We start from the raw sequence: 12,589 nt of genomic DNA, 5'->3' as shown, positions 1-12,589 counted from the left end.
TCCGTTCGCTTCGAGCGAAGTCGAGAAGCGCTGGGCACGACGTGTCTCGACTTCGCTCGACACGAACGGGAGGTCAGAAACAGCAGCCATTACCATTCCCCCCGATAATCATGATTCTCGGTGACCATCGCCTTCGTCGCAGTCGGCCCGCCCTCGGGCGCGCTGGTCTGGCGGTCGATCTGCGGGCCAATCTTGGGCTGCTTGCCGGCCGCGAGATCGTCGAGGATCGCCGTCATGCTCGCGAAGGTCAGGTCTTCGTAATTGTCGTCGTTGATCTGCACCATCGGCGCATTGGCGCAGGCGCCGAGGCACTCGACCTCGGTCAGCGTGAACAGGCCGTCCGCGGTGGTCGTGCCCTTCTTGAGGCCGCGCTTGGTGCAGGCGTCCAGCACATCGTCGCTTCCGCGCAGCATGCACGGCGTCGTGCCGCACACCTGCACATGGAACCGGCCGACCGGCGCCAGATTGTACATGGTGTAGAAGGTCGCGACCTCATAGGCGCGCATGAACGGCATATCGAGCTGGGCGGCGACATATTCGATCACCGGGATCGGCAGCCAGCCTTGCGTGTTCGTCTCCGCACCGACCTGCCGCTGGGCGAGATCGAGCAGCGGCATCACTGCCGACTGCTGGCGGCCATCGGGATAACGCGCGATGACCTTCCTGGCCTGCTCGGCATTTTCCGGCGTCCAGGCAAAGCCGCCCCAGCGGGCGCGGACTTCGGCTTCATCGGGGATCTGGGGTGCGTCAGCCATTCTCGCGGATCCGCTTGCTGTAGGCCGGCGCGCCGAAGGTCAGCCAGAAATAGACCGTGGCGCATGCCAGCCCGGCGACCACGCCATCGGGAACATCGGCCATGCGGTCCAGCACGATCAACACCATGCCGGCAAGGCTCAGCACCAGGATATGCAACCAGACGGGTGTTGCGTCGCCCCTCATCGAATGAACTCCACGCGCGACACCTTGTCGCCCTCGAATGAATAGACAGCGATCACGTCGAACGGCTCGACCAGCTCCGAGCCATCGCTGGCCGGGCCGCGCGTGACATGCTCGCGCATCAGCACATAATTGCCGATGGCCTGCGCCTCGACGATCTCCGCATGGTTCTGCGGCCATTTGGCGAAAGCGGCGGCGAGGCCCGAGCGGGTCCCTTCCTTGCCTTCGCGCACGACCGCACCGCGATAATTCGCCTCGCAGGCCTCGTCCGTCATCAACTCGACATAGGCGTCGGCATCCTGACGATTGTAGCGCGCGATCATTTCGCGGGTGATGGCGATGCGCTCGTCGGCGGACAGCATGGTTGCAACGCTCACCGGTCGCACTCCCCGAACACGATATCCATCGCGCCGAGCACGGCGGTGGTGTCGGCCAGCATGTGGCCCTTCATCAGGAAGTCCATCGCCTGCAGATGGCTGAACGCGGTCGGACGGATCTTGCAGCGATAGGGCTTGTTGGTCCCGTCGCTCACCAGATAGACGCCGAACTCACCCTTGGGGCTTTCGGTCGCCACGTATACTTCGCCCTCGGGCACGTGGAAGCCCTCGGTATAGAGCTTGAAGTGGTGGATGAGTGCTTCCATCGACTGCTTCATCTCGCCGCGCTTGGGCGGCACGACCTTGCGATCGAGCGAAGCGACCGGGCCATCCGGCATCTCGTTCAAGCACTGCTTCATGATCCGCGCCGACTGGCGGACCTCCTCCACGCGCACCATGAACCGGTCGTAGCAGTCGAAGTTGGTGCCGACGGGCACGTCGAACTCCATGCGATCATAGACATCGTAGGGTTGCGCTTTGCGGATATCCCACGGAATGCCCGAGCCACGGAGCATCGGACCGGAGAAGCCCCAGCGCAGCGCGTCTTCCTTGGAGCAGACCGCGATGTCGACATTGCGCTGCTTGAAGATGCGGTTGTCCGCCACCAGACTGATCGCATCCTCGAAAAGACGCGGCAGGCGCGTATCGAGCCAGTCGCCAATATCGGCGAGCAGCTTGAGCGGCACGTCCTGATGAACGCCACCCGGACGGAAATAGGCCGAGTGCATGCGCGCGCCGGAGGCGCGCTCGAAGAAGTTGAGGCAATCCTCGCGGATCTCGAACATCCACAGGTTCGGCGTCATCGCGCCGACGTCCATGACGTGGGAGCCAAGGTTCAGCATGTGGTTGCTGATCCGCGTCAGCTCCGCAAAGAACACGCGCAGATACTGCGCACGCAGCGGGACTTCGAGGTTCAGCAGCTTTTCGATGGCCAGCACATAGCTGTGCTCCATGCCGAGCGGCGAGCAATAGTCCAGCCGGTCGAAATAGGGCAGCGCCTGCAAATAGGTCTTGTATTCGATCAGCTTCTCGGTGCCGCGATGCAGCAGGCCGACATGCGGATCGCAGCGCTCCACGATCTCGCCCTCGAGCTCCATGACCAGACGCAGCACGCCGTGGGCAGCGGGATGCTGCGGACCGAAGTTGATCGTGTAGTTCTGGATCGCGGTGTCGCCGAGCGCCGGATCGGCGTCGTCAACAAGATGCTCCAGCTTGTCGAGATATTCGGACATCAGGCGTCACCCTCGGGCGTCTTGGGCTTGCGCGTACGCTTCGGCTTGTTTTCCACCGGGGGCGTGTCTTCCACCGGCGCAGACGCAACCTCCGCCTTCTTGGCACGCGGCGCACGGGCCTGCTTGGTCGCAGCCTTATCGGCCGGCGCACCGGCGCCGGTATCCGCAGGCTCGTCCGTCGTCTTGGGCGTCTTGGCGTCCGGGGAAGCGGATGCTGGCGGGGGTGGCGGCGGAGGAGGTGGCGGCGTGGGCGCACCCGGCGCCTCGCCCTTGGCCTTCTCGTCGCCTGGCAGCACATATTGCGCGCCTTCCCACGGGCTCATGAAGTCGAAGCTGCGGAAGTCCTGCGCCAGCTTCACAGGCTCATAAACCACCCGCTTCTGCTCTTCCGAGTAGCGCAGCTCGACATAGCCGGTGAGCGGGAAGTCCTTGCGGAACGGATAGCCCTTGAAGCCATAATCGGTGAGGATGCGGCGCAGGTCCGTGTTGCCCTCGAACAGCACGCCATACATGTCGAACACTTCGCGCTCGAGCCAGCCGGCAACCGGCCAGAGATGCGTGACGGTCGGCACCGCATGATCCTCATCGGTGCGCACCTTGACGCGCAAGCGATGGTTCTTGGTCACCGAGAGCAGATGATAGCAGACCTCGAAGCGCTCGGCTCGCTCGGGATAGTCGACCCCGGCGATCTCCATGAGCTGCTGATAGTCGAAGCGATCGCGCAGAAGCTGCAACGCTTCGGCCAGCGCCTCGCGCTGCACGCCCACGCTCAGCTCGAAATGCGCATCCTTGATCGCCAGCACGGCATCGCCCAGCGCGGCGCGAATGGCATCGGCCAGACCCTCGATCGGCTCGACCCGCGGTGCGGAATGAACGGCTGTCACCATATCCGCCCCCTCAACGCTCTATCGTGCCGACCCGGCGGATTTTCCGCTGGAGCTGCATGATGCCATAAAGCAGTGCTTCGGCGGTCGGCGGGCAGCCGGGGACGTAGATGTCCACGGGCACGATCCGGTCGCAGCCGCGCACGACGCTGTAGCTGTAATGATAATAGCCGCCGCCATTGGCGCACGAGCCCATCGAAATGACGTATTTCGGCTCGCTCATCTGGTCATAAACCTTCCGCAGCGCCGGAGCCATCTTGTTGCACAGCGTGCCGGCGACGATCATCACGTCGCTCTGGCGCGGAGACGCGCGCGGGGCAGCGCCGAAGCGCTCCATGTCGTAGCGCGGCATATTCACATGGATCATCTCGACCGCGCAGCAGGCGAGGCCGAAGGTCATCCACCAGAGCGAGCCGGTACGCGCCCAGTTGAACAGGTCTTCCGTCGACGTGACGAGAAAGCCCTTATCGCTCACCTCGGTCGAGAGCGCCTTGAAGAATTCGGGATCTGGCTGCGTGGCAGGCGGAACCCCGATCAGCGGAGCGCCCAGCGTGCCCGGCCGTTCAAGTTCTACTCCCAATCGAGTGCTCCCTTCTTCCAGGCATAGACGAGGCCGAGCACCAGCTCGAAAATGAAGATCATCATCGCGCCCCAGCCGGCCCAGCCGATCTCAGCCAGACTCACCGACCAGGGGAAGAGAAACGCTGCTTCCAGATCGAAGATGATGAACAGGATCGCGACGAGGTAGAAGCGCACGTCGAACTGACTGCGCGGATCCTCAAATGCGGGAAAGCCGCATTCATATTCGCTCAGCTTTTCCGGGTCCGGCTTGTGCGATCCCGTCAGCCGGCCGACGGCCATGGGCAGGAACACGAACGCGCACGACAAGCCCAATGCGACAACCAGAAACAGCAGGATCGGCAGATATTGCGACAGATCGACCACTTGAATCCCCTAGGCTTAATAGCCTTTGATGGGGGCGCTTTAGGACTGCTGCACCTGCGAGGCAACCCTTGGACGGGCTGAGAATGATTCGCAACAAATCAGCCGAGCGTCAGCCCCTCCCCTATGGGCTCAGACCGGCCGGATGCCCAACCATTCGTCGCATCCGATCACGTCGGAGATTGCAAATGCCTCGCAACAACACTATCAACGAATCATGCTTGTCTGTATCTGTAATGCGATCACGGAACAGGAACTGCGCAGCGTTGCTCGCCAGGGTGTGACGTGTCCCGAAAGCGCCTACCGGGCGCTTGGCAAAACGCCGCAATGTCGCATCTGCCTCGATCATGCGGAAGATGTGATGGTGGAAGAGCAATCCTCCTGCCGGTCGCGCTGCAGCCGCAGCCTCAATGCACCGAGCCAGACCGGCACCTGGGCAACGGCCTAACCCGACCAGACAAGCCCCATTCCTGACTATCATTGGCATTAGCGAAGAAGTGCACCGCTATTAAGAACCTATCGCACCCATGGTTGCGAGACGTTCTCGCGTGAATTATTGCCGCTTTGCTGCTAGTTCCGCTCCATCGACTGACGACATGGAGACAGAACATGAAGGGTGACGAAAAGGTCATCGAATTTCTCAATGGCGCGCTCAAGAACGAGCTGACGGCCATCAACCAGTATTTCCTCCACTACCGTCTTCTCGATCATTGGGGCATCTCGAAGCTCGCCAAGTTCGAATATGAGGAATCGATCGACGAGATGAAGCACGCCGACAAGCTGGCGGAGCGCATCTTGTTTCTCGATGGCTTGCCCAACTTCCAGCTGCTCGGGCGCCTGCGCATCGGCAGCACGGTCGAGGAAGTGCTCAAGGCCGACCTGGATACCGAACTGGAAGCGATCCCGCTGCTGCGCGACGCCATCCAGCATTGCGAGAGCGTGCGCGATTATGTCAGCCGCGACCTGTTCCAGCATATCCTCGACAGCGAGGAAGACCATGTCGACAAGCTGGAGACGCAGTTCGAGATGATCGAGCGCATGGGCCTGGCCAATTATATCCAGCTCAACAGCGAGGCCGTCGAAGGCTGACGCGCCGTCCAGAAGCAAAAAGGGCGCCCCTGCTGGCCGAATGGCGAGCAGCGGGCGCCCTTTTTTGTTGGCCGGTAAATGGCGGCAGCGATAGTCGCCGGCGCCGGACCGTTCCGCATCACATGTTGCGTAGCGCTCCGGCGAGCAGCTTGTGGAGCTTGCTGTGGAGCACGTCATTGGCGGCCAGCACCTGGCGACGCTCTACGGGCTCGGCGCCACCCCGGAAATCGGTGACGAAACCGCCGGCCTCGCGCACCAGAAGAATGCCGGCCTGCACGTCCCATGCCGAGAGGCCGCTCTCCCAGAAGCCGTCATAGCGCCCGGACGCCACCCAGGCGAGATCGAGCGCGGCCGAGCCATAGCGGCGGATGCCCGCAACCGAGGGTGCGATGGCGCCGAAGATGCGGCTCCATTCGGTAAAATCGCCATGGCCGATGAACGGAATGCCGGTAGCGATCAGCGCCTCGGTCAGATCGCGGCGTGCGGAGACGCGCAAGCGCTGGTCATGCCGCCAGGCGCCGCGGGATTTCTCCGCCCAATAGCTCTCGTCAGTGATCGGCTGATAGATCATGCCCGTGGTCACTTCACCCCAGCCCTGCCCGGAGCGATGCGGCTCCTGCACGGCGATGGAAATGGCGAAATGCGGGATGCCGTGGAGGAAGTTGGTGGTGCCATCGAGCGGATCGATCACCCAGCGCGGCTTCATGGGATCGCCGGCGATCTCGCCGCCTTCCTCGAGCAGGAAGCCCCAGTCCGGCCGCGCCTTGCTCAGTTCGGCGACCAGCGTGTCCTCCGCCTTCTTGTCGGCGACAGTCACGAAGTCGGCCGGTCCCTTGCGGCTGACCTGAAGATGCTGAACCTCGCCGAAGTCGCGCCGCAGTTGCGGAGCCACCTTGCGGGCCGCGCGCTCGATGACCGTCAGCAGGCCGGAATGGGATACCATGTCAATCTGTCTCCTCCGGCGCGGAAGAGCGGCCGGTCAGGGAATGAAATCACTTCTTGGGCGGTGCGACCATCTCGGGCCGCAAACCGCAAACGGCCGCCATGGCGCTGAGCACCTGGGTCGGATTTTTGCGGTCCAGCTTCTTCTCGGTCATCAGCTTGTCGGTATTCTCGCTGATCTTGCTGAACGGATTCCCGTAGGCGCAGGTGAAGAGAATGCTCTTCACCGGCTGCGGAATCTTGTCGGACTGCAGACCGCTGACCATGATGCGGAAATTCTCCGCCGCGTGCTGAAGCTGGGCTTCGCTGGGCTGCCCCGCAGGCTTGGCCGGCTTGGCCTGCGCCAGCAGCGGCGCGGACCAGGCAAGGGACAGGGCCAGCGCGGACCCGGCGACGAGGCGGAGAGCCCGCATCAGTCGGCCCGCTTCACATATTCGCGCTCATACACGTCGACGATGATCCGGGTGCCGGTGGTGATGTGCGGCGGCACCATCACGCGCACGCCATTGTCGAGAATCGCCGGCTTGTAGCTGGCCGATGCGGTCTGCCCCTTCACGACGGCGTCCGCCTCGACCACGGTCGCCTCGACCGTCTCGGGCAGTTGCACGCTGATCGGGCGCTCTTCATACATTTCGAGCATGACCATCATACCGTCCTGCAGGAACGCTGCGGCATCACCCACGAGATCGTTGGGCAGGTTGATCTGCTCATAGGTCTCAGTGTCCATGAAGACGAGCATGTCGCCCTCGGCATAGAGATACTGGAAATCCTTGGTGTCGAGGCGGATGCGCTCGACCGTCTCGGCAGAGCGGAAGCGCACATTGTTCTTGCGCCCGTCGATCAGGTTCTTCAGCTCCACCTGCATATAGGCGCCGCCCTTGCCGGGCTGGGTGTGCTGGATCTTCACGGCGCGCCACAGGCCGCCTTCATATTCGATATTGTTGCCGGGACGAATATCCACGCCGCTGATCTTCATGGGTCGCGCCTGTCTATTTCAAGGATGGAAAGAGCCGGTGCGCCCTCTAGCCGTGTTGACGCGCAACGGCAAGGGGCGCGGGCAATCCCGCCGCCCATGCGCCAGGGGTGGGCGATGAATTGATCTTGCGCAAGGCGCGCTATCATTCCGCCCGGCACGATCGGATCATTGCCAGCCGGATAAGGCCCAGGAGAGCAACATGACCCTTGATACCCGCGAAACGCTCGACGACCTGTTCCCGCATGACCATGAGGTGCTTCACGCCCTGAAGCTCCACAACGCGCATTTCCGCACGCTTGCCGAGCGCCACCACCTGCTCACGCGCCAGATCTACCGGATCGAAACCGACATCGAGCCGGCCTGCGACGAGCATCTGGAGGACCTAAAAAAGGAGAGGCTGGCGATCCTGGACGACATGTCCACTCTGATCGCCCAGCAGCGCAGCTGAGGCACGCCGCGCCCGGCCTTAAGGCTGGGCGGGCTCAGCCGCTGGCTTCGCGACGGGGTCGCTTTTGCTGCCCTTCAGGCGCGGGAACAGCAGCCCGAAGAGATGATCGATCGCGAAGATGGTGATCAGCGCGGTCATGAACATGGTCAGCCCGGCGAAATCATGCAGGAAGCCCTGCGCCGCTGCCTCGCCGCCGTGATAGGTCAGCAGCACAAGCAGCACGATCCGGACGAAATTGGCGAACACGGCGACCGGCACGATCGCCACGATCATCAGCAGCGCATAGCGCACATTCGCGTGGTGACGCAGATAGACGTAGAATAGCGAGATGGCGGAGAGCGAGATGAGCGAGTTGAGGCCCGCGCAGGCCTCCGCGACAAGCAGCTGATACTGGCCCACCTGAATGGTAACGCCCGACGAGGCGACCGGATAACCGACCAGATACAGGAAGCCGACGGCGGATTCGGACAGCATGATCTTGAGCGGATTGGTGACCATGGCCACCAGCGTCTCAGGCGGCGGCAGCACGAACAGCAGGTAGATGAGCGGGAACCAGAGCCGCTTGAGCGCCTCCCAGCCGATGGCGCTGAACAGCGCCGCAACGACCAGGCCATACATGAGAAAGCCCTCTGTCTCGACAATGTTGCTGACCCGCGAGACGAAGTAGAGCGGCAGGAGAATCGCGAAGGCGATGGAAATCGGAAGTCCTGGCGCCGGGCGCGCGACGACCGCGGCGTTCTGCCATTCCCGCCACAGCAGCCACAGGCCGGTGGCCAGCACGATGGGACCATGCGCGCCCTGCTCCGTCGACCAGCTTTCCCTTGCCACGAGCAACAGCGTCGGAACGAGCACCGCGAGAATACCCGCCCCCAGAACAGGGTTGGCCATCAACCAGTTCAGCAGCTCGAAACGGGTTTTCTTTTCGGTAATCACAGGTGCATTCGTCGCCATTGGAACTCTCAGCTCTTTGACCTGCGCCTAACCCGAACAAGGTTAAGAGCTGATGATGATACGGTCAGCCATCGGGATAATTTTGGTTTACGGTAATTTACCTTTACCGCGATCTCCGCCCTCTCGCCAATAGGCAATGGCGCGCGCCTCGACGCTGATGCGCGGCGGCGCCTCGTCATCGCACAGCGGATCATCGAACGCGACGTGCGGCACGCAGCGCGCGACGCCTGCGCGGCTGTCATGCGTCTTGAAGATGATCGCCTCGTCCGTCGTCATATCGGGAAACCATAGCCAGCGATGTGCCGGGTCGTGCGCGACGACATAGCCCTCGAAGCTCCAGTCGCCCGAGGGACTGTCGAAAATTGCATCCGCCAGCAGCAGTTCTTCCCCGGTGACCGACCGCGCATCGCAGATCGCCAGCGGCACATCCTGCGGGGCGGGCGAAAGCACGCGCCAGACATTATAGTGCGCGGCGCGGGCAATGCCCTCCCCGGCCGGCTGACGCTGCGCCGAAAAACCGCGCGCCGTCGCGTCGCTGACATCGACATGGGCGAAGCGCGCGGGATGGCTGTTATCGCTGCTGCCGGCCTTGCCGGAGCGTTCCGAAAAGCGCAGGATCGGCGGCCCGGTGACGATCACCACATCCGCCCCCGTCTCGCGCAGCAGCAGCGCTTCGATCTCCTTGGCATAAGCTGGGAAATTGGCCTTGTCGGCAAAGTCGGTGACCGCCGTGGGCGCCTCAACCAGCGCCACGCCCGCCGTGTCGAGGCCCAGCACCTCATGCCGTCCATCGCTGGCGGCCATGCCGTGCTCCTCGATCACCACCGTGTCCCGGCTGTGATCGTTCGCATAATAACGCGGCCGTTCGCTTGTGCGCGCCACATAGTTGATCGTCACAGAGGGCCGATCAGCCCGAATTCTGGTCATCCACTCCTCCGTTCCGCCCGGGGTGTGCCTTTGTCGGGCCCGGATCAATGTTGCTTTCGTGCGATGAACTTTGCCGTCAGCGCGGCTCGAACGCAACGGATGTCCTGATGACATGGAATATTGGGGGCCGACAGTCGAAAGGCGCGCGCATCACTCGGCCTCGCGGAAGCGGATCAGCCCTTCCTGCGCCACGCTGGCCACCAGACGACCGTTCCGCGCGTAAAAATGCCCGCGCGCGAAGCCCCGTCCATGCCCCGCCCAGGGACTGTCCGTGACGTAAAGCAGCCAGTCACCGCACTCCACATCGTCGTGGAACCAGACGCTGTGATCGATGCTGGCACTGGCCACGCCGGGGCTACCGATGTGCAGGCCGTGCGGCCGGTAGGCCGTCGCAAGCAACAGCATGTCGCTCATGAACCCAAGCATCGCCCGCTGCATGGGCTGCTCAAGGCCGAACGGCCCCTCCCCCACGCGCATCCAGCATAGCTGCGGGGCGGCATCGTGCGTCTTGATGATGCCGGATTGGATATCTCCCACCGGACGGAAGCGCACCGGGCTGTTGCGCCCGGCGATCCAGCGCAGCACCGGGCCGGCCGGGAGTTCATGCTGCTCGATGAGATCGCCGAGATCCTTGAGATCATCGGGGTCCGGCACCGGCGGCATGTCGCTCTGGTGCGCCGGGCCACGTTCGGCCTTATGGAAGGACGCGATCATGTTGAAGATCGGCTTCTCCTGCTGCCAGGCCACGATCCGCCGGTTTGAGAAGGCGCGGCCATCCATGTCCGCGTCCACCTGATAGTCGATGGGATAGTCCTCACTGCCCGGGCGCATGAAATAGCAATGCAGCGAATGCACGGGCCGGTCCGCCGCCACCGTCTTGGCCGCGGCCGCCAGCGCCTGGCCGACCACCTGCCCGCCGTAGACGCGCCCTGCCCCGCCGGGCTTGCGATGGCCGAGGAAATGCCCGGGCTCTCCCGCCGGCTCGACATCGAGTAGGCGGATAAGCCCTGCGGTGAGCATGGACATGGGCGTGGCGTCGCTCGACATGAAGAGCATATCCCATTCTGTTTCAATCGATTCACCGGTGGGAATGCCCGGATTTCGCGCCCCAAGGCAAGCGCTGGACGGCGCCCCGCCCATGCCGTAGCGTCGTTTCATGACAGAACTCTTCGCCTTCAAGCTGTTGCGCCCCGAGGAATGGTCGGCATGGCGCGACTCAGGTGTTTTTACCGGCGCGCCGGTCGATCTGGCCGATGGCTACATCCACCTTTCCGCCCGCGAACAGGTGCGGGAAACGGCAGCCAAATGGTTTGCCGATATCGATCCGGCCATCCTCGTCATGGTCGATCTGCCGCCGCTGGGCGACACCGTGCGCTGGGAAGTCTCGCGCGGCGGCGCTCTGTTCCCGCACGTCTATGGCCCGATCCCGATGAGCGCGGTTGCCGGTCACAGCAAGCTGCGGCTAGGGGCGGACGGGAAACACGCATTCCCGGCAGGATTTGAAGAACCATGACCCATCAGGTGCACATCATCGGCGGCGGCCTTGCCGGCAGCGAGGCGGCGTGGCAGCTCGCCCAGGCCGGCGTGTGCGTGCGCCTCTCCGAGATGCGGGGCAGCGGAGAGCAGACGCCCGCTCACGAAACCGATGCGCTGGCCGAGATGGTCTGCTCCAACAGCTTCCGTTCGGACGATGCCAACAGCAATGCCGTCGGCCTGCTTCATCAGGAAATGCGCGCCCTCGGTTCGCTGATCATGGCGCAGGCGGACAAGTGCAAGCTGCCGGCGGGCTCCGCGCTGGCGGTGGACCGCGACATCTTCGCACAGGGCGTGACCGCTGCCATCGAAGCGCATCCGCTGATCGAGCTGGTGCGCGAGCGCGTTGATGGCATTCCGGCGGAGGGCCCGACGATCATTGCCACCGGCCCGCTCACCGCCGCGCCCTTGGCCGAGGCGATCGCGCGGACGACCGGCAAGGACCAACTCGCCTTCTTCGACGCGATCGCGCCCATCGTCCATGGCGACAGCATCGACATGTCGATCGCGTGGAAAGCGAGCCGCTGGGACAAGGGCTCGCCCGACGGCGACGGCAAGGATTATATCAACTGCCCCATGGACAAGGATCAGTACGACGCCTTCGTCCAGGGTCTGCTCGATGGTCCCAAGACCGAGTTCAAGCAGTGGGAGAAGGACACGCCTTACTTCGATGGCTGTATGCCGATTGAGGTGATGGCCGAGCGCGGGCGGGAGACGCTGCGCCACGGGCCGATGAAGCCGGTCGGTCTCGATAATCCCCGCACGGGCCGCTGGCCCTATGCCGTCGTGCAGCTGCGGCAGGACAATGCGCTAGGCACACTGTGGAACATGGTCGGCTTCCAGACGAAACTCAAATATGAGGCGCAAGTCGCTCTGTTCAGGACGATTCCCGCGCTTGAGAACGCACAGTTCGCGCGGCTGGGCGGACTGCATCGCAACACCTTCATCAAGAGCCCGGACCTGCTGGACGATCGCCTGCGCCTGCGTGCCATGCCGCATGTCCGCTTCGCCGGGCAGATCACCGGCTGCGAGGGCTATGTGGAAAGCGCCGCCGTCGGCCTGCTCGCTGGCCTGTTCTGCGCGGCGGACTTGGGCGGACGCGACATGCCTCTCCCCCCGCCCCAGACGGCGCTGGGCGCCCTGCTCGGCCACATCACCGGCGGCGCCGATGCGGAGAGCTACCAGCCGATGAACGTCAACTTCGGCCTCTTCCCGCCCATCGAGGACGAGAGCGTGCGCAAGAAGCAGCGCAAACAGGCCTACACCGACCGGGCGCGCGAGGCGCTGGCGGGGTGGAAGGCGAGCGCGATCCCCGCTCTCGCAATTTCGGCCTGACGTCACGAAGCCGCATT

18 protein-coding genes are annotated in these 12,589 nt (G+C 63.6%); 5 read left to right on the top strand and 13 right to left on the bottom strand.

Annotation, left to right across the window (positions count from 1 at the left end; all coding sequences use genetic code 11):
- Positions 1–89: 89 nt before the first annotated feature.
- From M2333_RS03205 to M2333_RS03175, 7 genes are read right to left on the bottom strand one after another with little or no spacing between them, the layout of a single operon-like run.
- Positions 90–755 (bottom strand): complex I 24 kDa subunit family protein, encoded by a 666-nt coding sequence (locus M2333_RS03205; RefSeq protein ID WP_264610838.1) that lies wholly within the window; start codon positions 753–755, stop codon positions 90–92.
- Positions 748–939 carry a hypothetical protein gene (locus M2333_RS03200; protein ID WP_181560082.1) on the bottom strand — a complete coding sequence of 64 codons (192 nt, stop codon included), beginning with the start codon at positions 937–939 and terminating at the stop codon, positions 748–750. The genes M2333_RS03205 and M2333_RS03200 overlap by 8 nt, the downstream gene beginning before the upstream one ends.
- Positions 936–1,298: a nuclear transport factor 2 family protein gene (locus M2333_RS03195; protein ID WP_264574893.1), complete on the bottom strand. Its 363-nt coding sequence runs from the start codon at positions 1,296–1,298 to the stop codon at positions 936–938. The genes M2333_RS03200 and M2333_RS03195 overlap by 4 nt, the downstream gene beginning before the upstream one ends.
- An 11-nt stretch (positions 1,299–1,309) precedes the next feature.
- The gene (locus M2333_RS03190; protein ID WP_264585343.1) at positions 1,310–2,545 is read right to left on the bottom strand and encodes an NADH-quinone oxidoreductase subunit D; all 1,236 of its coding nucleotides are present in this window, start codon (positions 2,543–2,545) and stop codon (positions 1,310–1,312) included.
- Entirely contained in the window at positions 2,545–3,432 is an 888-nt protein-coding gene (locus M2333_RS03185; RefSeq protein ID WP_264610837.1) for an NADH-quinone oxidoreductase subunit C, read from the bottom strand. Before M2333_RS03185 ends, M2333_RS03190 begins: the two co-directional genes overlap by 1 nt.
- Before the next feature lie 10 nt (positions 3,433–3,442).
- Positions 3,443–4,009: a NuoB/complex I 20 kDa subunit family protein gene (locus tag M2333_RS03180; RefSeq protein ID WP_181560084.1), complete on the bottom strand. Its 567-nt coding sequence runs from the start codon at positions 4,007–4,009 to the stop codon at positions 3,443–3,445.
- Positions 4,000–4,374, bottom strand: coding sequence for an NADH-quinone oxidoreductase subunit A (locus M2333_RS03175; RefSeq protein ID WP_181560085.1), 375 nt, complete (start codon positions 4,372–4,374; stop codon positions 4,000–4,002). Before M2333_RS03175 ends, M2333_RS03180 begins: the two co-directional genes overlap by 10 nt.
- A gap of 142 nt (positions 4,375–4,516) precedes the next feature.
- Between M2333_RS03175 and M2333_RS03170 the strand changes: the two genes are divergently transcribed.
- Both M2333_RS03170 and bfr read left to right on the top strand, forming a co-directional pair.
- Positions 4,517–4,819, top strand: coding sequence for a (2Fe-2S)-binding protein (locus tag M2333_RS03170; RefSeq protein WP_319801292.1), 303 nt, complete (start codon positions 4,517–4,519; stop codon positions 4,817–4,819).
- 161 nt (positions 4,820–4,980) lie between these two features.
- A complete protein-coding gene (bfr, locus tag M2333_RS03165; RefSeq protein ID WP_181560086.1) occupies positions 4,981–5,460 on the top strand; it encodes a bacterioferritin in 480 nt (159 codons plus the stop codon).
- A gap of 118 nt (positions 5,461–5,578) precedes the next feature.
- Here bfr and M2333_RS03160 read toward each other — a convergent pair whose 3' ends face one another.
- Genes M2333_RS03160 through efp form a run of 3 tightly spaced genes read right to left on the bottom strand, consistent with a single transcriptional unit; the run spans position 5,579 to position 7,378 of the window.
- On the bottom strand, positions 5,579–6,403 hold the full coding sequence (locus M2333_RS03160; protein ID WP_181560087.1) for an inositol monophosphatase family protein: 825 nt from the start codon (positions 6,401–6,403) through the stop codon (positions 5,579–5,581).
- A 49-nt stretch (positions 6,404–6,452) separates the two neighbouring features.
- A complete protein-coding gene (locus M2333_RS03155) occupies positions 6,453–6,815 on the bottom strand; it encodes a hypothetical protein (protein WP_264610836.1) in 363 nt (120 codons plus the stop codon).
- Positions 6,815–7,378: an elongation factor P gene (efp, locus tag M2333_RS03150; RefSeq protein ID WP_181560089.1), complete on the bottom strand. Its 564-nt coding sequence runs from the start codon at positions 7,376–7,378 to the stop codon at positions 6,815–6,817. The genes M2333_RS03155 and efp overlap by 1 nt, the downstream gene beginning before the upstream one ends.
- Before the next feature lie 199 nt (positions 7,379–7,577).
- Here efp and M2333_RS03145 point away from each other — a divergent pair, with 199 nt between their 5' ends.
- Positions 7,578–7,826 carry a YdcH family protein gene (locus M2333_RS03145; protein WP_264578577.1) on the top strand — a complete coding sequence of 83 codons (249 nt, stop codon included), beginning with the start codon at positions 7,578–7,580 and terminating at the stop codon, positions 7,824–7,826.
- Positions 7,827–7,844: 18 nt separating this feature from the next.
- Here the strand turns inward: M2333_RS03145 and xrtV are convergent, their stop codons facing one another.
- The 3 genes from xrtV to M2333_RS03130 form a co-directional block, all read right to left on the bottom strand.
- Positions 7,845–8,777 (bottom strand): exosortase V, encoded by a 933-nt coding sequence (gene xrtV, locus M2333_RS03140; protein WP_264610835.1) that lies wholly within the window; start codon positions 8,775–8,777, stop codon positions 7,845–7,847.
- 87 nt (positions 8,778–8,864) lie between these two features.
- Positions 8,865–9,704 (bottom strand): CmcJ/NvfI family oxidoreductase, encoded by an 840-nt coding sequence (locus M2333_RS03135; protein ID WP_264610834.1) that lies wholly within the window; start codon positions 9,702–9,704, stop codon positions 8,865–8,867.
- Between the two features lie 150 nt (positions 9,705–9,854).
- The gene (locus tag M2333_RS03130) at positions 9,855–10,862 is read right to left on the bottom strand and encodes an acyl-CoA thioesterase (RefSeq protein WP_264610833.1); all 1,008 of its coding nucleotides are present in this window, start codon (positions 10,860–10,862) and stop codon (positions 9,855–9,857) included.
- On the opposite strand from M2333_RS03130, the gene M2333_RS03125 reads away from it, so the two are divergent.
- Positions 10,861–11,217 carry a DUF952 domain-containing protein gene (locus M2333_RS03125; RefSeq protein ID WP_264573164.1) on the top strand — a complete coding sequence of 119 codons (357 nt, stop codon included), beginning with the start codon at positions 10,861–10,863 and terminating at the stop codon, positions 11,215–11,217. The two genes, M2333_RS03130 and M2333_RS03125, sit on opposite strands and share 2 nt — an antisense overlap.
- A complete protein-coding gene (gene trmFO, locus M2333_RS03120; protein WP_264610832.1) occupies positions 11,214–12,572 on the top strand; it encodes a methylenetetrahydrofolate--tRNA-(uracil(54)-C(5))-methyltransferase (FADH(2)-oxidizing) TrmFO in 1,359 nt (452 codons plus the stop codon). The genes M2333_RS03125 and trmFO overlap by 4 nt, the downstream gene beginning before the upstream one ends.
- Positions 12,573–12,589: the final 17 nt, after the last annotated feature.

Origin of the sequence: Sphingobium sp. B11D3B (assembly GCF_025961735.1) — a bacterium.
GTDB lineage: Bacteria > Pseudomonadota > Alphaproteobacteria > Sphingomonadales > Sphingomonadaceae > Sphingobium.
This window is presented reverse-complemented; position numbering and strand designations above follow the sequence as displayed.